Genomic DNA, 22,583 nt, shown 5'->3' on the forward strand with positions numbered 1-22,583 from the left:
ATTTGTATTGCTGCCTACGCTCAGGCGGCGCGGCGAACCTGCGTGCTGTAGTCTTGGCTGTTGCCGACGCGGAAACCGCGGATGAGGTTGAGAAGCTCGTCGGTGTCGGTTGCCAGCGACTCGGCCGACGCAGTGGTTTCCTCCGCCATTGCGGCGTTCTGCTGGGTCGCGGCGTCGAGCTGGTTCATCGACGAGGAGATAGAGCGCAGCGTCGTATCCTGCTCGGAGGCGCTGTGGGCGATCTTGGCAACGATCTCGTTGGCGGCCTTGATCTGGTCGGAGATGCGCTTGAGCGCCTCACCGGCTTCGCCGACCAGGCGAACGCCCTGATCGACCTGACCTGACGAGCGGGCGATCTGATCCTTGATCTCCTTGGCGGCGGCGGCCGAACGCTGCGCCAGTTCGCGGACTTCCTGAGCAACGACCGCGAAGCCCTTGCCGGATTCGCCAGCGCGGGCGGCTTCGACGCCGGCGTTCAGCGCCAGCAGGTTGGTCTGGAAGGCGATGTCGTCGATGACGCCGATAATCTTGCCGATCTCGGCCGACGACTTCTCGATACCGCTCATTGCTTCGATCGCTTCGGAGACAACCGCATCGCTGCGGCTCGCCTCGCCGCTGACGGCCTCGACGCGCTTGCTCGCTTCATGGGCGCCTTCGGCGGTCTGACGAACGGCAACGGTCAGCTCGTCGAGCGCTGCCGAGGTTTCCTCGAGGCTCGCGGCCTGACGCTCGGTGCGCTGCGACAGATCGTTGGAGGCGCGACGGATCTCTTCCTTGCTGACGGCGATGTCGCCGCCCTTGGCGCTGACCTTGGCCATCGCCGCTTCGAGGTGCGATAGCGCGTCGTTGAAGTTGTCGCGGAGGGCTGCGTACTTCTGACCGAGATCGGCGCAACGCACCGTGAGGTCGCCGCGTGCGATCTGCTCCAATGCCTGGCCGATGGTCGAGACGACGTGGTTCTGGGCGACCGTTTCCTCGCGCTGCAGGCGCTGACTGTTTTCGCGTTCGCCGTCGAGGGCCATCTGCTGGGCAGCCTCGCGCTCGGACATAGCGTGACGTTCCTTGACCTTCTGCTGCAGCGACTGCGTCGCCTTTGCCATCATGCCGACTTCGTTGTTCATGTCGGCATGCGGGATTGCAAGCGCGACGTTCTCGTCGGCAACCGCTTCCAGCGCCTGATGCACATCCTGCAGCGGCTTGGAGATGCCGCGGATGAAATAGAAGGCGGCAGCGATACCGGCGACCGCGATGATCGCGCAGGCAATGAGCGCCTTCCAGATCGCCTCATTGATCTGCGCCTGCAGGTCGTCGAGGTAGACGCCGCTGGACACGACCAGCTGCCAAGGCTCGAAGGCGGCCGAGTAGGAACCCTTCTCGAACAGCTTGTCGTCAGGCTGGCCGGGTTTGCTCCAGTAGTAGATGGTGCGACCGCCGCCGGCCCGACCCTTGGCGACCATGTCCTTGCTGAAATAAGTGCCGTTCTGGTCCACCTGCCCGCCCATGTTCTTGCCGATATTGTCCGGCTTCGGGTGGAAGCGTTGGACGACGTCGTAATCGTAGCCGAACAAGTAGCCAGCCGGTTCGAACTTGACCTTGGAGAGAACCTTGAATGCTTCGGCCTGCGCGGCCTCATGCGTCATCTCGCCTGACTTTTCACGCTGGTAGTAGGAGTCGAGAATGGAGATCCCGGACTGAACCTGCGCACGCAGAAGGTCGAAGCGGTCGTCGTAGATCGCCTGCGAGGTCGTTTTGATCTGGAAATAAGTGGCGATGGCGAAGGCTGCCATGAGCACGCCCACAAGGGCGAACAGTTGATGAGCAATCTTAAGCTTTTTCATGAATGTCTCGCGAAAACGGTGGGTTCGGCAATTCCGGATCGGTGAACTCCCGACCTCTGCGCTGACCCGCGCTTGGCGACGACAACATGCGTCTTCCGGCCTGGTCGTTAGAATTAGAGTGAAGGAATTAACAATTGCCAAGTGATGAACGCCTGCAGGATTATCAAATGTAATCAGTGCATTCTTGCAGTCCGCGGAGAGCTTGATTCATCCGTGCGCCCGAAAGTTGAAGTGCTTTCGCAAGGCTCGCCGCACGGTTTTCCGAGGCCGATGGTTGAGCTATATTTCTGACATGGCTGAGCCTTCGTATGCCTTCGGTGAATTCGTTCTCGATCCCGGCCGCGGCCTGCTGCGGAACGGGCGGGTGGTCCCGCTTGGCCAACGCGGCATTGCCCTTCTTGAAGCGTTACTTAAAGGCCGCGGCGGCGTTGTTTCCAAGGATGCGTTGATGGAGCGCGTCTGGCCCGGAATTGCCGTCGAGGAGAGCAACCTGACCGTCCAGGTCGCCGCGCTGCGCAAGGCGCTTGGGCCGGCGCCCGATGGGCAGGAATGGATCGCGACGGTGCCGCGCACCGGCTACCGCTTCATGCCGACAACCGTGGAGGCGAAAGCGGCTGCGACCCAGGAGCTGCGGCCGGCACTCGCAGTCCTGCCCTTCAGCAATCTCAGTGGCGATCCGAGGCAGGATTATTTTGCCGACGGGATCGTCGACGAAATCATAGCGGCCTTGAGCCGGTTCCGAAGCTTTGCCGTGATCGCCCGGGACTGTTCCTTTGCCTATAGGGGAATGGATGTGCGAAAGATTGCCGCCGAACTCGGCGTCCGCTACGTGCTTGAAGGGAGCATCCGCCAGTCGAGCAATCGGCTCCGTATCGTGGCAGAACTCGTCGAAGGTCAAGGCAGAACACATATGTGGGCGCAGACCTTCGATGGCACCCTGGACGAGATATTCGATTTTCAGGATCGCATCACCGAACGCGTCGCGACGCTGATCGAACCGCTGATACAGACAGCCGAGATCGAGCGATCACGGCGCGAGCGGCCGGGAAGCGTCGCCACCTACGACATCTACCTGCAGGCACTGGCGAAGATCTCGACGGAAATTGAAAGCGACAACGCGGCCGCCTATGCCCTTCTCATGCAGGGGCTCGCGGTCGAGCCGGACAACGCGCAGCTGCTTTCCCATGCTGCATGGGCACTCGAGCATCGCTACACGATGGGCTGGCCGGCGCTCACCGACGACGATGTGCGTGCATGTGCCGCGCTGGCCCGGAAGGCGCTGGAGCATGGCGCGGGTGACGCCATGGTCATGGCCCATTGCGGCGTCGCCTTGATGCAGACGGTGAAGGACTATGATTGGGGGCTCGCGGTTTTGCAGGCGGCCGCCGAATCCAATCCCAACAATCCGATGGCGGTTGTCAGGGCGGGCGTCGGGCATCTTCATTGCGGCGACATCAGCGATGCGCTCAGCCACTTCCACAGGGCCAATCGGCTAACGCCCGGCGATCGGGGCGCACATTTCTCGCTTTGCGGTATCGCGCATGCCTATGTCGTCCTTGGAGAGTACGATCAGGCCGTCGCGTGGGCGTCGAGGGCGCTTGCCAGCAATCCGAATTTCGAAGCTACTTTATGGGTCCTCATTGCTGCGAGCGCGCATCTCGGGCGCATGGAGGAAGCCCATCGTCATCTTGCAGCGTTGAGACGACTGACGCCCGACATCACGATCGAGCGCATCCGCGCCGGCCAGGCCAGCAAATATCCGGATCGCATCGCCGGCGTCCTCGACGGGTTGCGATTGGCGGGCGTTTCGGAGCGATAGATTCGGATTGTTTCGGAACTTTTCCGCGTGCGGTTCAGGACCGGAACACCGCAACCAGCAGAGACTGCTTCCACTGCAAAACCGCAAGTGGGAGACGGCAATGATTACGACACTGACCATCCTTTCCCTCGATCAGGGACGCATTTATTCCCCTCAGCCGGAACCCAGTGCCGACTTGGCCCCTGACGAAAGCGAAGCAGGAGTGGCGGCCGTCAGGCACGGTACCAAACAGCATCTGCGCTGGTTGAATGCTTCGACCGGATGGCAGGCACTTACACGTCTGCTTGTCCCGACCTTCGGAAGCACCCCCGTTCGGCAAGGCGCACTAGAAACGAAAAATGCGCCCCTGCTTCTCTCAGGGACGCATTTTATCCACCGCGGGGGTGGACCCCGGTCGACCGAAACCTTGGTCAGGCTGGGGCAGGGAACTGGAAATCAGGGCCGAAGCTCGAACTTAGAAACGTCGAGCGGCGTCATTTGTTCCTTCGGCGCAGCTCCCAGGCCCGCCGCGATCGGCTTGACGTCGCCACCGATAACCGCCGCCGTCGTCGAGGCACGGTCAATGTTGTCGGCCGGCTGCTTGGCGGCTGTCATGGACTCGGTTGGGGCCTTGGTTACGAAAACGACCGGCGAGCCACCCATCCAGCCTTCGGTGCGATAAAGCTTCTTCTGGCCATCGACATCGCGAATTTCCGAGGATTGCAGCGAGCCGGGCGCGAGCGTCGGGACCGTGTAGTCCTTCTTGCGTTCGACGGTTTCAAGCGGTGGGCAGGTTTGGCAGCTTTCCTGGCTGATGCTCCCGCCATCGGTATGCGCGTCCTTGCCGACCACCTCGATCGAGGAGGCACAGGCAGAACCTGCCGCAAACACAGCTATCGCACCCAAGAGAACCTGACGCATGGAACACTCCGTCTCACGTTGAGAGGAGATTAGCGCGGCTTTGTTTCCATCCCGTCAGGGGAAAGGGTAAAAATTTAGAGAACTGACCCGATTTCGGGTTTGCTCACGCCTTTTCGCGTTCGATCGCGCGCCAGCCGATGTCACGGCGGCAGAAACCGTTGTCCCAATCGACCTTGTCGAGCAGCGTGTAGGCACGAACCTGCGCCTCGCCAACGGTCTTGCCTGTCGCGGTAACGTTCAGGACACGGCCGCCGGTTGCGACCAGTGCTCCATCCTTCAGGGCTGTGCCGGCGTGAAACACCTTGGCGCCCTCGCCTGCTTCCGGGATATGGCGGATGGAGGTGTTTTTGTCGTAGGGGCCCGGATAGCCCTTCGATGCCATGACGACCGTGAGGGCCGGATCATCCGTCCATTCGGCGGACACCTGATCGAGCGTGCCGGTGGCGGTAGCATGGAGGAGCGGTAGAAGATCGCTCTTCAGGCGCATCATCAGCACCTGGCACTCGGGATCGCCAAAGCGGACATTGTATTCGATAAGCTCGGGGCCCTTGGCTGTTATCATCAGGCCGGCGAAGAAGACGCCGGAAAAGGGATAGCCGCTCTCGGCCATGCCGCGCATGGTCGGCTCGATGATTTCCTTCATCGTGCGCTCGACCATCTCTGATGTCATCACAGGCGCAGGGGAGTAGGCGCCCATGCCGCCCGTGTTCGGGCCGGTGTCGCCCTCGCCCACCCGCTTGTGATCCTGGGCCGTTGCGAGCGGCAGGACATGCTTGCCGTCGCAGAGGCAGAAGAAGCTCGCCTCCTCGCCGTCGAGATAGGCTTCGATGACAACCTCGGCACCAGCCGCACCGAAGGCACCCTCGAAGCAGTCGTCGACGGCGGCGAGCGCCTCATCGACGGTCATGGCGACGGTCACGCCCTTTCCGGCAGCAAGACCATCGGCCTTGACGACGATCGGGGCGCCCTGCTCACGGATATAGGCCTTGGCCTTCGGAGCGTTGTTGAAGCGCTGGTAGGCGCCGGTCGGAATGTCGTAGCGGGCGCAGATATCCTTGGTGAAGCCCTTCGAGCCCTCGAGCTGGGCCGCCGCCGCCGACGGGCCGAAGACGGCGTAGCCTTCGGCGCGCAGCTTGTCGGCAATGCCGGCGACGAGCGGCGCTTCCGGGCCGACGACGACGAAGTCGATCGCCTTGTCCTTGCAGAAGGCGATGACGGCATCATGGTCGTCGACATTGAGGGCAATCAGGGTCGCATGCTCGGCGATGCCGGGATTGCCGGGCGCGGCGTAGAATTCCGTCATGAGAGGCGATTGCGCCAGCTTCCAGGCCAATGCGTGTTCGCGTCCGCCCGATCCGATCAACAGAACCTTCATGCCCGTCCCTTTCACGTTTCCGTCTGGCGGTTAAGGGGAGAGCGCCGAAAGGTCAAGCGAGAATGCTTGCCCGGGTCAAGCAGGAATGCTTACCGCTGGGCAAGCCGGATTGCTTCGCGGGGTCCTACCAGCCGCCACCGCCGCCACCGCCACCGCCGCCACCAGAGAAGCCGCCCGAGGAACCGCCACCGGAAAAGCCGGAGGATGAACTGGACGGCGGCGCCGGAATGGTGGACGCGATGGTTGAGGCCATCGACGAGGAGAAGCCGCCGATACGATCGGAAAAGTTGCCGCTGCCGAAATTGCCGGAATACCACGATGGGGCGTAAGCGGCCGCGGCGCCTGCCGCTGCTGCGGCAAGCCATGTCTCGAAGGCGCGCGACCAGGGCTTTTCAACGCCGAGCGCCACGGCATAGGGCAGCAGTTTCTCGAAATGCTGAGGCGACATCTGAGGCGCGCCCGCCATGTTCATGCGGTCCTTCTCGGCCAGCGTCATGTACTGGCGCAGACCGTCGATGCCGTCCATCAGCTTGGCACCGAGCGGGGTCGGCGCTCCCATGATGAAGACGTAGAGCAGGTTCAGGAGAATGATGCCGCCGATGGCAAAGAGCATCGGCGTTTCGTGGAGTTCGACCAGCGAGGAGAACAGCGCCAGTGCCAGTGACGACACGATGCTGAAGCCGATGAAGACGGCAAAGGCGATCGCGATCACGGACATGATCTTGGCGCCAAGCGATCTGCCCGGACGGAGTGACTTGGCGAAACCGGCAACGAAAACCGAGAGGAAGACGACAACGACGATCGGAATGATCATCAAGGCGATGGTATCGGGCTCCAGCGTTCCGAAGACGAAAAGGGCCACCAGTGACGCGGCGCTGAGCGCGATGCCGCCCGTCGTGTAGCCGGTATTCGCGTTGTAGTACTTGCCGCGGTGCTCGCGCTCGATGGCGGCGCGGAAGCTGTCGCCCACCGATTTCACCTTCGTTCCGTTAGCCTCGTCGATCGCCAGCGAGCCCTTGGTTCCCACTGCGTTGAGCAGGCTGGCTTCTCCGGCTTCCAGCCTTTCTTTGCCAACCGGCTTGTCGGTGCGACGAATGATGATCGAATTCTTGAGGTCGTCCAGCACGACATAGCCGCGCACCGCCAGATTGAGGGCAGTGGCCGACAGCGCCGTCCAGCCCTGGCCGGAGAAGCCACGATTGTCGATATAGTTCACCAGTGCCGGCGATATGCCGTCGGGCGGATCCCAGCGCGGCACCAGCACGCCGCGCGCCGGGTCACGGCCGACCTTCAGCCAGGAGCGCGTGTAGTAGAGGAAGACAAGAATGAGCCCGCCGAATCCGAGGAAGTAGTCGCGGTTGTCGCTCAGCCACCAGCGACGTTCATCGTCGGCACTCGGCGGATTGATCGAGCCCTTCGGCATCTTGACGGCGATCGTCAGTCCTTCCCCGGCATTGAGCGGCTGGGTCGTCGAAAACAGCAGTCGCGCCCCGCCGCCGGACACCTTCGCGTTCCTGTCGGTCGCGCCTTGGGGCCCTGTGAAGAAAGCCGTGTCGGTCGCATTGACACCGCCAGGCAGATTTACCGCGGCCGTCGCCGTCAGGATTGGGAAGATCCAGCCGTTGCCGGTGACATTCCAATAGAGTTCATCATGATCGTCGAAGTAGCGGATCTGGCGGTTGGTGCGGTAGGTGAAGACGTAGTCGTGGCGGCCGTAGCTCACGGTGACGTCTTCCGAGCCGGCATAGATGCGGATACCGCCGCTGATGGACTCGGTATGCCATGGCTCGTCGCGGCCATCGCGCTTCACCGATATGACGTCGAAATCGACGCGGCGGAGACGGCCTTCCGCATCCTGATAGGTCAACGGAAAATCGCGGAAGATACCGCGCCGGATACGATTGCCTTCGGCATTGACGGAGATCGTCTCCGTCACCGTCATCGCACCGCTCTTCTCAAGCGCGATGTCAGAGGTGAAGGCGTCGATCACCTCCGCAGCGATGGCGCCACGCCCCGCAAGCATCAGAAACAGAACGAAGCAAAGGCCGGAAAGCCGTCGGATCATCATACCCCTCGCCTGCGGCGCGCGGCCGCTTCAGATAATCTCAGCCCTCGTCGGTATAGGTCACGCCAAGCCCTGCGAGCATGCGCCAATAGGCCGGGAAGGTTTTGCCGACGCAGTCCGGATCGAGGATCGTGATGCCCGCGATCTTCAGGCCGGCGAGCGCAAAGCTCATGGCAATGCGATGGTCGGCGAAGGTGTCGATGTTGGCAGGCAGGCGTTGTCCAACCAGCGATGGATCGGACTGGACAACCAGATCGTCGCCTTCCTCGGCCGCGAGCCCCTGGCGGATGTTGTTGAGCCCGGTCGAGACGGCGCGGATACGATCGCATTCCTTGACGCGCAGATTGGCGATGCCGACGAAGCGGACCGGCGTCTCGTTGAAAGCCGCAAGAACGGCCAAGGTCGGAACAGCATCCTGCATCTGCGAACCGTCGATAACGGCTGGAAGATGCGGGAATTGGGCGATCAGATCATAGGCCTTCGCGTCCGGCTGCGTGAACGCGCCATTCGCGACACCGAGGTCGATCTTGCCCGATGTCAGCACTTCGGCCGCCCAGAGATAGGTCGCGGCAGAGGCGTCGGGCTCGATCACGAAATCTGCTGCCGTGTAGCCGGTCGGCTCGACGCGCCAGGTCACCGCGCTCGTCTTCTCGACCTTGGCGCCGAAGGCGCGCATCGCCGCTGTGGTCAGATCGATGTAGCCGAGCGCGCCGATGTCCTCGCCTAGCAGTTCGATCGTCACCGCCTTGTCGCCGCCAGCAGCCATCATCAGCAGCGCCGAGACATATTGGCTCGACAGGCCGCCATCGATCTGGATGCGGCTCGCCTCAAAACGGCCAGTGCCCTTGACGGTGACCGGCGGGCAGCCGGTTTCGGTCGACGCGTCGATGCCGAGCGAACGCAGTGCATCGACCAGCGGACCGATCGGGCGCTTGCGCATGTGCTGGTCGCCGTCGACGACGACGGTGCCATCCACCAGGGCGGCAGCGGCCGTGAGGAAGCGCGTCGCCGTTCCGGCGTTGCCGAGGAAAAGCGGCACCTGCGGCGGCAGCAGCTTGCCGCTGCCCGTGACGACAAAGCTCGTGTCATCCGGCTCTTCGATGATGACACCCATGGCGCGGAGAGCGTCGGCCATATAGCGCGTGTCGTCGCTCTTCAAAGCGCCGGTCAGGCGGCTCCTGCCCTTGGCGAGACCTGCCAGGAGCAGCGCGCGGTTGGTGATCGATTTCGAGCCGGGCGGGACGGCGCGACCTGTCAGCGGCTTGTCCGGCGGGATGATGGTGAGCTTGTCTTTACTCATTGCCTGTCTTTTCCGTCTTTGCGCGAGGGCCATATCAGGCCACGATCATGCCCTGCTCATAGCAGTTTTTACGCAAAGGCAAATGGCGGATATCAGAACTTTACCGTCGGAACGGCGCGATCCGCTTCGTTGGTGATCTCGAAATAGTCCCGCTTCTGGAAGCCGAACTGGCCAGCGACAAGGTTGGAGGGGAAGCTTTCGACCTTGACGTTCAGATCACGGGCGGCGCCATTGTAGTAACGGCGGGCCATCTGGATTTCGCTTTCCATCGTCTCCAGCGAGGTCTGCAACTCGCGGAAATTTTCGTTCGCCTTCAGGTCGGGATAGGCTTCGGCCAGGGCCAGCACACGGCCGAGCGCCTGGCCGAGTAGACCTTCCGCCTGGGCGCGGCCGGCGACGTCGCCCGTCGGAACCGATTGCGCCTTATTGCGCAGGGCAACGACCTCTTCGAGTGTCGTCTTCTCGTGGGCGGCATAGCCCTTGACCGTCTCGATCAGGTTCGGGATCAGGTCGGCGCGGCGCTTCAGCTGCACATCGATGCCGGACCAGGCTTCCTCGGCCATCTGCCGCGCGCGAACAAGGCCGTTGTAGACAAAGACGGCATAGAGCGCGACCAGAACAATAAGGCCAAGAATTACATACATTCGCGAATCCCCCGCAACGACCGAAAGTATGCCCGGAGACTATGCGGGTTACCGCAGATTGTCATCCCGCATTCCGGCCCTCTTTCGGGGCAATCACCGGACGGGGGTAGTGAAAAATCACGATACCGTCGCACCGGCCGAAGCCCTATTTTCACTCTGCACGTTGAACTGGCGTGCATACGCAAACTGCGACAAGGATCATTCAGACCATGAGCGCGTTTATTTTCCTGCTCAACATACTGGCCATCGCAACGTACTTTTTCGTCCAGAGCAAGGCTCGTCCGGTGGAACGCCGCGTCGAGATCAGAAGCGACGAGCGCCGCTGACTGCCGCTCTTCAAGCGGCGGTTTTCGCCAAGTTCACCCCACCCGCATCCGTCTGCAGGAAGGCCTCACCGCAGGCCTTCGCCAGCGTCCGCACACGCAGGATATAGCTCTGACGTTCGGTAACCGAGATGACGCCGCGCGCATCCAGCAGATTGAAAACGTGTGACGCCTTGATGCACTGATCGTAAGCCGGGAAGACGCACTTGTGCAGCTTCTGATTATCGCTGTCGCCAGGAGCGCCGGCGGCGAGAAGCGCCTGGCATTCCTTTTCGGCATCGATGAAGTGGCGATGCAGCATTTCCGTATTGGCGTATTCGAAATTGTGCCGTGAATATTCCTGTTCGGCCTGTAGGAAGACATCGCCGTAGCTGATCTTCTCGTCGCCTTCGCGGCCGTTGAAGTTCAGGTCGTAGACGTTGTCGACGCCCTGCACATACATCGCCAGACGCTCGAGACCATAGGTCAACTCGCCCGCGACGGGCGAGCATTCGATACCGCAGACCTGCTGGAAATAAGTAAACTGCGACACTTCCATGCCGTCGCACCAGCACTCCCAGCCGAGACCCCAGGCGCCGAGCGTCGGGCTTTCCCAGTCGTCTTCGACGAAACGGATGTCATGCAGCAGCGGATCGAGGCCGATGGCGGCGAGCGAGCCGAGATAGAGTTCCTGCAGGTTCGGCGGGTTTGGCTTCAGCAGGACCTGATACTGGTAATAGTGCTGCAGGCGGTTCGGGTTCTCGCCATAACGGCCGTCCGAGGGACGGCGCGACGGCTGCACATAAGCAGCCTTCCATGGCTTCGGGCCGAGCGCACGAAGCGTCGTTGCCGGATGGAACGTGCCGGCGCCAACCTCCATGTCGTAAGGCTGCAGCACCGCACAACCCTTGTCCGCCCAATAGTTATGGAGCGTAAGGATCAGCGCCTGGAACGAGCGCTTCGGGTTCATATGGTCGGGGATTGCTGCAGACATGGAACGGCTTCCGAATTCGTACAAAAGTGCGCGGACAGGTGCCACGCCCGGCCAGACGGGTCAAGGCTTTTACGGCCCTACTCGTCCTCGTCCTTTTTCAGGTGGTATTCGCCGGTAACCGGATCCTTGACCAGCGTGCCGATGGCGCCGGTCTGGCGCTCCTTCTCTTCCCGACGGGATCGTGCGGCCAGTCGTTGCGCGTCGGCGACGAAGCGGCGATAGAGAAGCCAGGCGCCGACCAGCAGAACGACGATGATTATCAGTTGCGGCATGATGCCAGCCTTTAATCCCTCAGAGCCCGTAGCGGCTCCACAATGCTTTCTCCTCGGCGGCGTCGACGAGCCCGGTTGCGAGACCGGCGCCTGCGCCTTCCAGGTTGGCTGACGATATACCCGGAATGCGCCTTCCGAAAAGACCGCGCGCTGGCATCACCAGTTCGAGCTTGGTTTTCGCCCCATAGCGACGCTTCAATTCCTGACGCATGTCGCCCAGTCCGTCGATAAGGCCGAGTTCGAGGCCGCGAGTGCCGGTCCAGAAAAGGCCAGAAAAGACCACATCGTCGTTCTTCAACTTACCAGCGCGCCGTTCGCGAACCATGGAGATGAAGACCTGATGAATCTCCAGCTGAAGGGTCTTCAGGTATTCAATGTCCTTTTCCTTCTCCGGTTGGAACGGATCGAGGATCACCTTGTTCTCACCCGCCGTATAGACGCGGCGCTCTACTCCGATCTTCTTTAGCAGCTCCGGAAAGCCGAAGCCGCCGGAGACGACGCCGATCGAGCCGACGATGGAGGTGGGGTCCGCAATGATCTCGTCGCCGGCAAGAGCGATCATGTAGCCGCCGGATGCGGCAACATCCTCGACGAAGACAAGAACCTTCTTCTGCTTTTCACGCGCAAGGTCGCGGATGCGGCTGAAGACGAGGCGCGACTGAACCGGAGAGCCGCCTGGAGAATTGAGCGAGATGGCAACCGCCGGCGCATCCTTGAAGCTGAAGGCCTTTTCGAGGACCTGCGCGGCGGAGGCCAGATTGAGCGTCGGCCGGAATTGGCTTCCACCGCTCATGATCGGGCCGTGAAGCCGGACGACGGGGATTACCACGCCGTCCCTACGGAAACGCTTCGGCAGCAACCTCTTCAAAAATCCGGCCATTTTCCATCCTTTGCGACAAGATCAGCGAACGTCTTCCATGTATGCAACGGAGCGACAAACGCAATGGCTGCCGCAGAAAACATCTGCGAACCACAATTCTTGTTGCGAATGACTTGCATTATCATTCCAATCAGACATACTGGTTGCATCGAAAATAGGCGGACACTCATGGACATCGTAAATCCGAACGCGAAGACCGGCTGGCGACACGAGCGCGAAGAGGCATCGCTTTCCGATGTTTACCGTTCGGTCCAGACGCACAAACAGGGCTCGCGCTGGCGCCGCGTCGCTGCGTTCCTCGGTCCCGGCTACATGGTCGCCGTCGGCTATATGGATCCCGGCAACTGGGCGACTTCGCTCGCCGGTGGTTCGAAGTTCGGCTATGCGCTGTTGACCGTCGCGTTGCTGTCCAACCTGATGGCGATCGTTCTGCAATCGCTCTGTGCTCGGCTTGCTATCGCCTCCGGCCGGGACCTTGCCCAGGCCTGCCGTGACGCCTATCCGAAATACGTCTCGGTGCCACTGTGGGCTTTTGCGGAAATCGCCATTATCGCAACCGATATTGCCGAAGTGATCGGCACAGCCATCGGCCTCAACCTGCTCTTCGGCATCCCACTAGAACTCGGCGTGCTTATCACCTCGCTCGACGTCTTCCTTATTCTCTATCTGCAGAAGATCGGCTTCCGCTGGGTGGAAGCCTTCGTGATTGCCCTGCTCGGCATCATCGCTGTATGCTTCGGCGTGCAGATCTTCCTGGCGGATCCGGAATGGGGCGCTGTAATCCGGGGCTTCTTCCCAACGACCGAGATCGTTTCCAATCCCGAGATGCTTTATCTCGCGCTCGGCATTCTCGGCGCCACCGTGATGCCGCACAATCTTTATCTGCATTCCGGTATCGTCCAGACGCGCGCATACGGCCATACGATACCGGAGAAGCGCGAGGCGCTGACCTATGCGACGATCGACTCGACCATCGCGTTGTGCTTTGCGCTGCTGATCAACGCTTCGATCCTGATCCTCGCGGCGGCTGCCTTCCATACCAATGGCAAGACGGATGTCGTGGAATTGGGCGAAGCCTCGTCGCTGCTTGCGCCGTTGCTCGGCCTTGCAATCGCGCCGACACTGTTCGGCATCGCGCTGCTCTGCTGCGGCCTGAATTCGACCGTAACCGCAACGCTTGCGGGCCAGATCGTCATGGAAGGCTTCCTGAAGATCAGACTCCAGCCATGGGTCCGCCGCCTGATCACGCGTGCGATCGCCATCATTCCGGCCGCCTTCGTCACCATTTGGTACGGAGACAAGGGCACGGCGGAACTGCTGATCCTGACACAGGTGGTGCTCAGCCTGCAGCTTTCCTTCGCTGTCTTCCCGCTGGTAATGTTTACGGCCAGCAAGGCGAAGATGGGCGCGCTGGTCGCTCCACGCTGGCTGAGCGGAATCGCTTATGTGATTGCGGTCCTGATTGCCGGCCTGAACGTCAAGCTGCTATTCGACTTCGTCGTCGGTTAGCGCCTGGCATAGGCCGCCCGGCCATTGTTGAGATCGTCGACGAAGGGGGAGAATTTATGCGTCCCCTCCTCGTGCATGATGAGTGGCGCGCGCAGCGAAAGCCGCGCGCGCGACCCTTTTATCGCCGTGACCAGGATGCGCACGGCGTTCTCGCCCTCGCGCGGATGGATCGCGGTGACTTCGATGCCGCCGAAGCGGCGCCCGCAGGCGTCAATGATCTCGGCAATCGATTCCGGTCGCGCGATGAGTGATAGCTGCCCGCCGGGGATCATGATCGCCCCGGCCGTCCGCACCCAGCTTTCGAACAGTCCGTCCGTCATCGCGTGTGCCTCCGCCTTCAAGGCATCGGGGGTGCGGCGATCACCTGCATCGTTGAACGGCGGGTTCATGATGACGTGATGGAAGCTCTCGTCGACAAGGCCGGCCTCATTGCGCGCCTTCGCCTTCAGGGTCACATCCGCTTCAACTACGGCGACACGGTCCGCGACATGTGCATTTTCCGGCAGCAGGATGCTGCGGCGCGCATAGTCAGCCATCTCGCCGGAGCGTTCGAAAAGCACGACTTCGGCCCTCGGCAGACGCGACGCCACGGCCAAGCCGGCAGCACCGGCGCCGGCGCCAAGATCGGCAACCTTGACCGGACGGTCATCGGCGACGAGCGCAGCAAGCAACATCGCGTCCATGCCGGAACGGTGCCCCCTGCCCTTCGGCTGCAGCACATGGAAGAGCCCCCGATGGAAGGCGTCTATGGTTTCGGCAATATTCCCCGTCATCATAGACTCACTTCGGAGCGCGCAGTTCGCCGCCTAGTCCGGCATCCACCAGAATGCGTCGCGCTCGATCGGCTTGTTCGTCATCGACAAGGAGTCGGCGCGGCAGCATGCCGAGCGACCCTTCCAGAATGCTCATGCCCTGATCGGCGATGAAGCAGTGAATACCGGCATCCTTCAGCAGACTTTCCGCGAAGGAGAGCAGCACGGGATCGTTGGCGCGAATAAGTTCATGCATTTGCGGGAAAATCCCTTTCAAATTTGCGCGACGCGACAATTCACCCCTTGCCGCGCCAATCGCCCCTTTCTATTGTCGAACTCAATAATTTAACAGGAGTCCGGGTCGTTGGGCGTGGTCATACCGCTTGAAGAAAGCAAAAACAAACTGGCATCCGTCAAGCCGCTGGTCGATTTGACCAAGGCGGACATGGAGCGGGTGAACCAGCTTATCCTTTCCAAGGCCGGCTCCGACGTCCAGATGATTCCCGAGGTGGCCAACCATCTCATCTCGTCCGGCGGCAAGCGTCTGCGTCCGATGCTGACTTTGGCGTCGGCCGCATTGTTCGGCTACAAGGGCGAGAACCACATCAAGCTCGCGACATCCGTCGAGTTCATGCACACGGCGACGTTGCTGCATGATGATGTCGTCGATGAAAGCGACCTTCGTCGGGGCAAGTCCACGGCCCGCATGATCTGGGGCAACCAGGCAAGCGTGCTCGTCGGCGACTTCCTGCTCGGCCAGGCGTTCCGTATGATGGTGGATGTCGGCTCGCTCGATGCGCTGGACGTCCTCTCCGCGGCCGCTTGCGTGATCGCCGAAGGCGAAGTGCTGCAGCTCTCCGTCGCCAAGAACATGGAAACGACGGAAGACGATTACCTTGCCGTTATCCGGGCCAAGACGGCGGCATTGTTCGCCGCGGCTGCCGAAGTCGGCCCAATCGTCGCCGATGCCGGCAAATCCGGGCGCAACGCGCTGAAATCCTACGGCATGAACCTCGGCCTTGCCTTCCAGCTCGTCGACGACGCGCTTGACTACGGCGGCAAGGCAGCCGATCTCGGCAAGAATGTCGGCGACGACTTCCGCGAAGGCAAGATCACGCTACCGGTTATCTTGGCCTATCGCCGCGGGACCGAGGAAGAACGGGCCTTCTGGCGACAAGCCATTGAAGGCGGCGAGAGCAGCGATCAGCATCTCGAAAAGGCGCTTGGCCTGATTACCAAGTATGGCACGCTGAACGATACCATTGCCCGCGCGGTTCATTACGGGACGATCGCACGCGATGCGCTCGCGCCGCTTCCGGACACGGCATGGAAATCGGCTCTGATGGAAGTCATCGACTTCTGCATCGAGCGCGTCAACTAATCGACGGTCACTGATCGCGGACTGATTTTATTGCAGGACCGCTTCAAAAAAGCCATCCTGTTGTGAGTCAGTCAATTCAACTGATTTGCAGCCGGACGAGGCCGGCTGCCCGACAAGAGAGGTTTTCTAATGCGGCAAAAACTTGCCATCCGTCTTCTTTCGAGCGCAGCCATGGCAGCGGTCATCTCGCTGGCAGCGCTCGGCGGCGTGAATGCCGAAGAGACGGCCAAGAAGGACGATGCCGCCACAGTAATCTTCGATCCGGATAGCGTCACGAGCTTCTCCGGCGCATTTTTGGCTGCCCGGACTGCCGACGTCGATCACGATTACGAGACGGCGATCGAGTTGTACAAGAAGGCGCTGCAGATCGAGCCTGGCAATCCGGAAATTCGCCAGCGCCTGATGATCTCGCTGCTTCTGAACGGCGACATCAAGGACGGCGTGAAATACGCCAACGATCTCAAGGGCGACCCGACGGTCGAGCGCATCACGACGATCGTGCGCAGCATGGATGCCATTCGTCGCGGCGAATACAAGACGGCTGAATCGCTCCTGAAATATACCGGGCCGAACGATCTCGACCGCATGATGAACGATCTGCTTGCCGCCTGGGCTCGCGTCGGCTCCGGCCGTGGCAAGGATGCCCTGTCGATGGTGCAGAGGATGAAGGGACCGGATTGGGTCGGTATCTTCAAGTCTTATAATGCCGGGGCAATCGCGATCGTGAACGGCGACGTCAAGGCCGCCCGTCAGAACCTCAACGATGCCGTGCTCGACAAGGACGGCGGCGCGACGGCGCCTGATACCTTCATGCGCGCTGTCATGGCGCTTGCCCGCCTGGAAGCCTCGCAGGGCAACAAGCAGAAGGCGCTGGACGCGATTTCCGTCGGAGACAACCTGCTGCCCAACTACGCTCCGCTGAACGCGTTGCGCCAAAGCATCGAAAAGGGCGAAAAGCAGGAACAGCAGGTTCAGACTGCCAAGCAGGGAGCGGCCGGCGTCCTATTCTCCATCGGCGGCGCGCTGAACCGCGACGGGGCTGAAGACATCGTTTCGCTTTATCTGCAGACCGCGAAGACGCTTGATCCGGACAGTGCTGATACGCTTGTCATGCTTGGCGGCATTGCCGAGAAGCAGGAGCAGATGGACCGCGCGATTGCTCTCTACAAGCAGGTGCCAGAGACCTCGCCGATGCGCCGCATCTCCGAACTTCAGCTCGGCCTTGCCCTGGCTCAAGGCGGCAAGGTGGAAGAAGCACGCAAGCACCTGCAGAGCCTGATCGCCTCGGATCCGAAGGACGTTCGCAGCTACCTCGCTTATGGCAGCGTACTGTCGGATGCGAAGGATTATGCCGCGATGGCCGACAATTACGACAAGGCGGTCGAAGTCCTTGGTCCACTACCCGGCAGGAGCGCATGGACAGTCTTCTTCCAGCGCGGCATCGCCTATGAACGCCTCAAGAAGTGGGACCAGGCCGAGCCGAATTTCCGCAAGGCGCTGGCGCTCAATCCGGACCAGCCGCAAGTGCTGAACTACCTCGGCTACTCCTGGATCGACATGAACCGGAACCTCGATGAGGGACTGGCGATGATCAAGAAGGCCGTCGATCTGAGGCCCGACGACGGTTACATCATCGACTCGCTCGGTTGGGCCTACTTCCGACTGAACCGCTTCGATGACGCGGTTAACGAGTTGGAGAAGGCCGCTCAGATCAAGGCTGGCGACGCCACGATCAACGACCATCTGGGCGATGCCTACTGGCGTGTCGGGCGCAAACTCGAAGCCGTCTACCAATGGAACCGTGCGCTGAGCTCGGAGCCTGAGGCCGCCGAGATCCCGAAGATCAAGGAAAAGATCGCCAACGGCTTGCCGCAGGATACCGACAGCTCAAGGGCCGCCGACAAAAAGCAGCCGGACCCGGCGCCCGTCGAGCCGAAGCCCACGGATAAGAAGTCCTGATAGGCGATGCCAACGGCGAGTTTGCGCGATGACGTGACCGTCATCGAGGACGCTCCGGCAAAGATCAATCTGGCCCTGCATGTGACGGGCCAGAGATCTGATGGATACCATCTCCTCGATATGTTGGTGACCTTCACCCGGCATGGAGATCGGTTGCAGTTTACGCCGGCCCAGCAGGACGAATTCGAGATCTCCGGGCGCTTCGCCGAAGCGCTTGGCGACAGCCGTGACGACAATCTTGTCCTTAAGGCCCGAGATTTTTTGCGCGACGCGATCGCTCGCGAGGGTGGCAGCACTCCCTCCGTCCGGATCCAGCTCCAGAAGAACCTTCCGATCGCGTCGGGGATCGGCGGCGGCTCGGCGGATGCCGCGGCGACGCTTCGCGGTCTGATGAAGCTGTGGGACGCGTCGCTTCCGCCTGAGACAGTTGCGGCAATCGCCGTTCGCCTTGGCGCCGACGTGCCGATGTGCCTGGCCAGTCAGCCGCTTGTCGCCCGGGGCATCGGCGAGAAAATCACCCTCCTCAACGACATGCCGATCTTTGCCATCGTACTGGCAAACCCTCTGAAGGGTGTATCGACGCCGGAAGTCTTCCGTAAGCTGACAACAAAGACCAATCCGCCGCTCGACATGGCACCTCGCCCTAGCTGGGTAGAGACGATAGGCGCGATGCGCAACGACCTTGAGCCGGTCGCGCGTGAGATACTGCCTGAGATCGCCGAAATCTCGGCGATGCTCAGGACGCAGGGAGCCTCGCTCGTTCGTATGTCAGGCTCCGGCGCCACGTGCTACGGCATTTTTGCGTCGCTTGCAGCGGCTCAAGGCGCGGCTGCGATGCTTCACAACGACCGGCCGGACTGGTATTTCGAAGCAACGGAAACGATTGCTGGAGGTCGTGATGCCAGGGCTGGATGAGACGCGAACCTTCATTCCGGTTGGCATTGCCGTGCTGACGGTCTCGGATACGCGGACGCTTTCCGATGATCGCTCCGGCGATACGCTGGCTGCCAGAATCAAGGAGGCGGGCCACCGGCTGATCGATCGTGCGATCGTTCCCGATGATCGGCTGGCAATCGCCTCGCGCGTCAAGGCCTGGACGGAACGAGACGATATCGACGTCGTGATCACGACGGGAGGAACGGGTTTTACCGGCCGCGACGTTACGCCGGAGGCTCTGGAGCCGCTTTTCGAGAAGAAGATGGACGGCTTTTCGGCGGTCTTCCACCGCATCTCCTACGACAAGATCGGCACCTCGACCATTCAGTCCAGAGCCACGGCAGGCGTTGCCAACGCAACCTTCATCTTCGTCCTGCCGGGCTCCCCCGGCGCCTGCAAGGATGCCTGGGACGGCATCCTGAAATCCCAGCTCGACTATCGCCACATGCCCTGCAACTTCGTGGAGATCATGCCGCGCCTCGACGAGCATCTGAAGCGCGGCGCCGGCAAGTAAGGATCTTCTCCGGCCACACAGTCCGTCGTGCTATGTCCCAATGCCCGGCAGGTTGGGCATCGTTTCCCAACTATCGCCCGACAGCAGAAGGCAGCTTATGCCTCTGGTATCGGTAATGAGCAGCGTCCACGTGCCGCTCTGCGCAGCGTAGACCTCAAGCATGGCGTTCTGATTGACCAGTCCGACTGCCGTCAGCCTTTCGGCAAAGTTCTTGTCGAGAAAATTGACGACCTCGGATCGGGCTGCGCAACTGCGCATCATCTGCGATGCTGCCGAATGCGGATGCGCGATCATCAATGTCGCCAATATGACCGCCGATACAAGGCCGTGGATCATATTGCGTTTCATGACGCACCTCCCTTTGCCGGATAACCGGCAGAAGAGGAGACTTCCGCTGACCTGTTCTGCCGTCTGCCGGCATTCCATGGTCGACCGTCACGAAGCGCGGCGCTCGGGCGGCGCCATGACCGAATTATAGCGCGAAATCGTATCGGGCGCCATTATTGCGGAGATGGAGATAACCGCTATCGGGCGGCGCGCGCGACCCAGGATGGAATCAGCTCGCTGGAAAGCTTCCGCAGCTTCTGCCCCTTTGCGAATTCGGAAAGGCGCATGCCGCTTCTTGCGGTTGCCACCGCCTGCTTCTTGGGAAGGAGAAGTCCAAGTTCCAGTGGCGAAGAGGCCCGGCTAATACGCTGCAGGAAAGGCCGCCGGTATCCACGCGACGCGGTGAACCGCGCCGGCAGCTTGTTGAGGGCCATATACTCAGCAATCTCATCGATCCAGCCGGTCTGCGGTCGTGCCCCCGGCTCCACGAAAAGCAACCATTCGCCTCGCGCAGAGTGCACTATATCCTTGATATCCCATTGCGAATGAAAGCGGCAGCCGGCGGCGTCGGCCACCCGCGACGTCCCGTCCCGCGAGTCATGGTCCAGCACCACCACGTCGCTGACGAGCCCCTCCACCGCGCCTGCAACCAACACCGATAACGTCTGCGCCAGCTCAGGTTCCTGATCCTGGCATTCCAGTACTACTGTCAACATTGCCTATTCATAGAGCGCCGCACAAAATTTTGCCAGCGGCACTTTCCTCATTTTGTTCTTGCATTGTTCTCATTTTATCGATAGGAATTTAATCATCAAAACGGACGAAAGCAAAGCTTTCGCCAGCGGAGAATCCGATGAACGAGCAGTCCCTTGCAGGGCAGGCCGCATTCGCGCCTGCCAATACGGCAGATATTGCCGATGCGATGATCGTATCTGCCGGCTTGCGGATCGATGTCGACCGTCGCCGCGGACGTGCGGCGGGATTGAATCCAAGCGGACGTTTCGAACCTATGCGCCGGGAGGCCATCGATGATGGCTGGCAGAATCTTGAAGACCTGCCGCCGTTCAAGACCGAGGTTCAGATCGAGAAGCCTCGGACGGCAATCACCCGCAACGAGTCACCGGACATTCCCTTCGACCGCTCGATCAATCCCTATCGCGGCTGCGAGCACGGCTGCATCTACTGCTTCGCGCGGCCAACGCACGCCTATATGGGGCTTTCCGCCGGTCTCGACTTTGAAGCCAAGCTCTTTGCGAAGCCGGATGCAGCCAAGCTGCTGGAACGTGAACTGGCAAAGCCCGGCTATAAGCCGCGCGTGATCGCGATCGGCACCAACACCGATCCCTACCAGCCGATCGAGAAGGAATGGCGCATCATGCGGCAGATTCTCGAGGTGCTTGAGAAGGCGAACCATCCGGTTTCGATCGTCACCAAATCGGCGATGATCATGCGCGACCTCGATATTCTCTCGGCGATGGCGGAGAGGAATCTCGTCCGCGTGTCACTGTCGGTCACCACGCTCGACCGAAAGCTCGCGCGGACGATGGAGCCCCGCGCCTCGACCCCCACGCGTCGGCTGGAAGCCATCCGCGCCCTCTCAGAGGCAGGCATCCAGACATCGGTGATGGCTGCCCCGATGATTCCGGCGCTCAACGACCATGAACTCGAGCGTATCTTGGAGTCAGCCCATGCGGCGGGTGCTACAGAGGCGGGCTATGTCATCCTGCGTCTGCCGCTCGAAGTCTCGCCGCTATTTCGGGACTGGCTGCTGCAGAATTATCCCGACCGCTACCGGCATGTCATGTCGCTCGTCCGCTCGATGCGCGGCGGCAAGGATTACGACGCGGAGTTCGGCAAGCGAATGAAGGGCGCTGGGCCTTACGCTTGGCAGATTGCGCGCCGTTTCGAAATGGCGACGAAACGGCTCGGCATGACCCGCCGCAGCATGCCGTTGCGGGATGATCTCTTCGTTCCGCCCGATGGCAGCGGCGTGCAGCTTTCGCTGCTTTGATTTTTCCAGCTTCGCGGATGGTCGCCCTGCCCTTCCGCGCTCAAGTCCCCGGCCCGCCGCCCTGATCCGGGGACTTGCAGGAAATCGGGTTGGCGTGCGAAGGTCAGCCGCATGAAACGTCGCACGCCACCCGATTCTCCTATGCTTTTCGAAGACGTCCCCCTCGTGCCGGATTTTCGGCTCGAGCTGAAGGCGCGCAAGGCTGGCCACTGGCCGGTCGCCGGCGCGGATGAAGCTGGACGCGGTCCTCTCGCTGGCCCAGTGGTCGCAGCCGCCGTCATCCTCGACCCCAAGCGTATTCCCGATGGCTTGAACGATTCGAAGCAGCTTTCGGCACAGAAGCGCGAGGAGCTCTTTGCGCAGATCCTCGCGACCGCAACGGTGTCGATCGCCTCGTCAAGTTCTACACGCATCGATGAAACGGATATCCGCAAGGCGAGCCTGGATGCCATGCGGCGTGCCATCTGTGGCTTGTCGATCCCTGCTAGCTATGTGCTGACAGACGGCTTCGATGTGCCGCCTGGCCTTCTCTGCCCCGGCCAGGCTGTCGTCAAGGGAGACGCGCGCTCCGTCTCGATCGCCGCAGCCTCCATCGTCGCCAAGGTGACGCGCGACCGCATGATGGCGCGTGCCGACAGTACGTTTCCCGCTTATGGCTTTGCTGCGCATGTCGGCTATGGCACCGCGCAACACCGCGCCGGCATCGAGAAGCACGGTCCGTGCTCGCTGCATCGCATGACCTTCAGCCCGCTGAAGAAGGTGCAGGGCGTCGATATCGATGTCGATATCGGAATCGACTGATCTC

At 61.3% G+C, this 22,583-nt stretch carries 21 protein-coding genes; 8 read left to right on the forward strand and 13 right to left on the reverse strand.

Annotated elements, in window-relative coordinates:
- Nucleotides 1-20 precede the first annotated feature (20 nt).
- Nucleotides 21-1,838, reverse strand: a complete 1,818-nt coding sequence (locus FHT76_RS11550) for a methyl-accepting chemotaxis protein (RefSeq protein ID WP_183859973.1) — start codon at nt 1,836-1,838, stop codon at nt 21-23.
- A 292-nt stretch (nt 1,839-2,130) separates the two neighbouring features.
- Here FHT76_RS11550 and FHT76_RS11555 point away from each other — a divergent pair, with 292 nt between their 5' ends.
- Nucleotides 2,131-3,657: a winged helix-turn-helix domain-containing protein gene (locus tag FHT76_RS11555; RefSeq protein WP_183859975.1), complete on the forward strand. Its 1,527-nt coding sequence runs from the start codon at nt 2,131-2,133 to the stop codon at nt 3,655-3,657.
- Nucleotides 3,658-4,092: 435 nt separating this feature from the next.
- On the opposite strand, the gene FHT76_RS11560 is transcribed toward FHT76_RS11555, so the two are convergent.
- The 8 genes from FHT76_RS11560 to FHT76_RS11595 form a co-directional block, all read right to left on the reverse strand.
- Entirely contained in the window at nt 4,093-4,557 is a 465-nt protein-coding gene (locus FHT76_RS11560) for a plant virulence effector HPE1-like domain-containing protein (protein ID WP_183859977.1), read from the reverse strand.
- Nucleotides 4,558-4,660: 103 nt separating this feature from the next.
- Nucleotides 4,661-5,932 carry a phosphoribosylamine--glycine ligase gene (gene purD, locus FHT76_RS11565; RefSeq protein ID WP_183859979.1) on the reverse strand — a complete coding sequence of 424 codons (1,272 nt, stop codon included), beginning with the start codon at nt 5,930-5,932 and terminating at the stop codon, nt 4,661-4,663.
- Nucleotides 5,933-6,056: 124 nt separating this feature from the next.
- Nucleotides 6,057-7,997, reverse strand: a complete 1,941-nt coding sequence (locus FHT76_RS11570; protein WP_183860740.1) for a DUF2207 domain-containing protein — start codon at nt 7,995-7,997, stop codon at nt 6,057-6,059.
- Between the two features lie 40 nt (nt 7,998-8,037).
- A complete protein-coding gene (gene aroA / locus FHT76_RS11575) occupies nt 8,038-9,297 on the reverse strand; it encodes a 3-phosphoshikimate 1-carboxyvinyltransferase (protein ID WP_183859981.1) in 1,260 nt (419 codons plus the stop codon).
- 92 nt (nt 9,298-9,389) lie between these two features.
- The gene (locus tag FHT76_RS11580; protein ID WP_114711716.1) at nt 9,390-9,941 is read right to left on the reverse strand and encodes a LemA family protein; all 552 of its coding nucleotides are present in this window, start codon (nt 9,939-9,941) and stop codon (nt 9,390-9,392) included.
- Between the two features lie 336 nt (nt 9,942-10,277).
- On the reverse strand, nt 10,278-11,237 hold the full coding sequence (locus FHT76_RS11585) for a glycine--tRNA ligase subunit alpha (protein ID WP_183752351.1): 960 nt from the start codon (nt 11,235-11,237) through the stop codon (nt 10,278-10,280).
- Between the two features lie 77 nt (nt 11,238-11,314).
- Nucleotides 11,315-11,509, reverse strand: coding sequence for a hypothetical protein (locus tag FHT76_RS11590; protein WP_016552949.1), 195 nt, complete (start codon nt 11,507-11,509; stop codon nt 11,315-11,317).
- A gap of 19 nt (nt 11,510-11,528) precedes the next feature.
- On the reverse strand, nt 11,529-12,389 hold the full coding sequence (locus FHT76_RS11595; RefSeq protein WP_183752353.1) for a S49 family peptidase: 861 nt from the start codon (nt 12,387-12,389) through the stop codon (nt 11,529-11,531).
- 168 nt (nt 12,390-12,557) lie between these two features.
- On the opposite strand from FHT76_RS11595, the gene FHT76_RS11600 reads away from it, so the two are divergent.
- The gene (locus tag FHT76_RS11600) at nt 12,558-13,898 is read left to right on the forward strand and encodes an Nramp family divalent metal transporter (protein ID WP_183859983.1); all 1,341 of its coding nucleotides are present in this window, start codon (nt 12,558-12,560) and stop codon (nt 13,896-13,898) included.
- On the opposite strand, the gene FHT76_RS11605 is transcribed toward FHT76_RS11600, so the two are convergent.
- Nucleotides 13,895-14,671 carry a tRNA1(Val) (adenine(37)-N6)-methyltransferase gene (locus FHT76_RS11605; RefSeq protein ID WP_183860742.1) on the reverse strand — a complete coding sequence of 259 codons (777 nt, stop codon included), beginning with the start codon at nt 14,669-14,671 and terminating at the stop codon, nt 13,895-13,897. The genes FHT76_RS11600 and FHT76_RS11605 overlap by 4 nt on opposite strands.
- Nucleotides 14,672-14,678: 7 nt before the next feature.
- Nucleotides 14,679-14,906: a DUF2007 domain-containing protein gene (locus FHT76_RS11610; RefSeq protein ID WP_016552945.1), complete on the reverse strand. Its 228-nt coding sequence runs from the start codon at nt 14,904-14,906 to the stop codon at nt 14,679-14,681.
- 108 nt (nt 14,907-15,014) lie between these two features.
- On the opposite strand from FHT76_RS11610, the gene FHT76_RS11615 reads away from it, so the two are divergent.
- The 4 genes from FHT76_RS11615 (at nt 15,015) to moaB (ending at nt 19,440) form a co-directional block, all read left to right on the forward strand.
- Nucleotides 15,015-16,031 (forward strand): polyprenyl synthetase family protein, encoded by a 1,017-nt coding sequence (locus FHT76_RS11615; RefSeq protein ID WP_016552944.1) that lies wholly within the window; start codon nt 15,015-15,017, stop codon nt 16,029-16,031.
- Between the two features lie 129 nt (nt 16,032-16,160).
- Nucleotides 16,161-17,990: a tetratricopeptide repeat protein gene (locus FHT76_RS11620; RefSeq protein WP_183752357.1), complete on the forward strand. Its 1,830-nt coding sequence runs from the start codon at nt 16,161-16,163 to the stop codon at nt 17,988-17,990.
- A 6-nt stretch (nt 17,991-17,996) separates the two neighbouring features.
- Nucleotides 17,997-18,905, forward strand: coding sequence for a 4-(cytidine 5'-diphospho)-2-C-methyl-D-erythritol kinase (locus FHT76_RS11625; RefSeq protein WP_183859985.1), 909 nt, complete (start codon nt 17,997-17,999; stop codon nt 18,903-18,905).
- Entirely contained in the window at nt 18,889-19,440 is a 552-nt protein-coding gene (moaB, locus tag FHT76_RS11630; RefSeq protein ID WP_183859987.1) for a molybdenum cofactor biosynthesis protein B, read from the forward strand. The genes FHT76_RS11625 and moaB overlap by 17 nt, the downstream gene beginning before the upstream one ends.
- A gap of 30 nt (nt 19,441-19,470) precedes the next feature.
- Here the strand turns inward: moaB and FHT76_RS11635 are convergent, their stop codons facing one another.
- Complete coding sequence (locus FHT76_RS11635) at nt 19,471-19,788, reverse strand: hypothetical protein (RefSeq protein ID WP_183752362.1); 318 nt, start codon at nt 19,786-19,788, stop codon at nt 19,471-19,473.
- A gap of 176 nt (nt 19,789-19,964) precedes the next feature.
- Nucleotides 19,965-20,483 carry a glycosyl transferase gene (locus tag FHT76_RS11640; protein WP_183859989.1) on the reverse strand — a complete coding sequence of 173 codons (519 nt, stop codon included), beginning with the start codon at nt 20,481-20,483 and terminating at the stop codon, nt 19,965-19,967.
- 137 nt (nt 20,484-20,620) lie between these two features.
- On the opposite strand from FHT76_RS11640, the gene FHT76_RS11645 reads away from it, so the two are divergent.
- Together FHT76_RS11645 and FHT76_RS11650 are read left to right on the forward strand one after the other, a co-directional pair.
- Nucleotides 20,621-21,778 carry a PA0069 family radical SAM protein gene (locus FHT76_RS11645; protein ID WP_183859991.1) on the forward strand — a complete coding sequence of 386 codons (1,158 nt, stop codon included), beginning with the start codon at nt 20,621-20,623 and terminating at the stop codon, nt 21,776-21,778.
- A 111-nt stretch (nt 21,779-21,889) separates the two neighbouring features.
- Nucleotides 21,890-22,579 carry a ribonuclease HII gene (locus tag FHT76_RS11650; RefSeq protein ID WP_259185596.1) on the forward strand — a complete coding sequence of 230 codons (690 nt, stop codon included), beginning with the start codon at nt 21,890-21,892 and terminating at the stop codon, nt 22,577-22,579.
- Nucleotides 22,580-22,583: the final 4 nt, after the last annotated feature.

It is taken from the genome of Rhizobium sp. BK176 (genome assembly GCF_024808055.1).

Bases quoted from the DNA above. Each gene is read 5' to 3' on its own strand.
- FHT76_RS11550 (WP_183859973.1), bottom strand. From the start codon at position 1,838: ATGAAAAAGCTTAAGATTGCTCATCAACTGTTCGCCCTTGTGGGCGTG.
- FHT76_RS11555 (WP_183859975.1), top strand. From the start codon at position 2,131: ATGGCTGAGCCTTCGTATGCCTTCGGTGAATTCGTTCTCGATCCCGGC.
- FHT76_RS11560 (WP_183859977.1), bottom strand. From the start codon at position 4,557: ATGCGTCAGGTTCTCTTGGGTGCGATAGCTGTGTTTGCGGCAGGTTCT.
- purD (WP_183859979.1), bottom strand. From the start codon at position 5,932: ATGAAGGTTCTGTTGATCGGATCGGGCGGACGCGAACACGCATTGGCC.
- FHT76_RS11570 (WP_183860740.1), bottom strand. From the start codon at position 7,997: ATGATCCGACGGCTTTCCGGCCTTTGCTTCGTTCTGTTTCTGATGCTT.
- aroA (WP_183859981.1), bottom strand. From the start codon at position 9,297: ATGAGTAAAGACAAGCTCACCATCATCCCGCCGGACAAGCCGCTGACA.
- FHT76_RS11580 (WP_114711716.1), bottom strand. From the start codon at position 9,941: ATGTATGTAATTCTTGGCCTTATTGTTCTGGTCGCGCTCTATGCCGTC.
- FHT76_RS11585 (WP_183752351.1), bottom strand. From the start codon at position 11,237: ATGTCTGCAGCAATCCCCGACCATATGAACCCGAAGCGCTCGTTCCAG.
- FHT76_RS11590 (WP_016552949.1), bottom strand. From the start codon at position 11,509: ATGCCGCAACTGATAATCATCGTCGTTCTGCTGGTCGGCGCCTGGCTT.
- FHT76_RS11595 (WP_183752353.1), bottom strand. From the start codon at position 12,389: ATGGCCGGATTTTTGAAGAGGTTGCTGCCGAAGCGTTTCCGTAGGGAC.
- FHT76_RS11600 (WP_183859983.1), top strand. From the start codon at position 12,558: ATGGACATCGTAAATCCGAACGCGAAGACCGGCTGGCGACACGAGCGC.
- FHT76_RS11605 (WP_183860742.1), bottom strand. From the start codon at position 14,671: ATGACGGGGAATATTGCCGAAACCATAGACGCCTTCCATCGGGGGCTC.
- FHT76_RS11610 (WP_016552945.1), bottom strand. From the start codon at position 14,906: ATGCATGAACTTATTCGCGCCAACGATCCCGTGCTGCTCTCCTTCGCG.
- FHT76_RS11620 (WP_183752357.1), top strand. From the start codon at position 16,161: ATGCGGCAAAAACTTGCCATCCGTCTTCTTTCGAGCGCAGCCATGGCA.
- FHT76_RS11625 (WP_183859985.1), top strand. From the start codon at position 17,997: ATGCCAACGGCGAGTTTGCGCGATGACGTGACCGTCATCGAGGACGCT.
- moaB (WP_183859987.1), top strand. From the start codon at position 18,889: ATGCCAGGGCTGGATGAGACGCGAACCTTCATTCCGGTTGGCATTGCC.
- FHT76_RS11635 (WP_183752362.1), bottom strand. From the start codon at position 19,788: ATGAAACGCAATATGATCCACGGCCTTGTATCGGCGGTCATATTGGCG.
- FHT76_RS11640 (WP_183859989.1), bottom strand. From the start codon at position 20,483: ATGTTGACAGTAGTACTGGAATGCCAGGATCAGGAACCTGAGCTGGCG.
- FHT76_RS11645 (WP_183859991.1), top strand. From the start codon at position 20,621: ATGAACGAGCAGTCCCTTGCAGGGCAGGCCGCATTCGCGCCTGCCAAT.
- FHT76_RS11650 (WP_259185596.1), top strand. From the start codon at position 21,890: ATGAAACGTCGCACGCCACCCGATTCTCCTATGCTTTTCGAAGACGTC.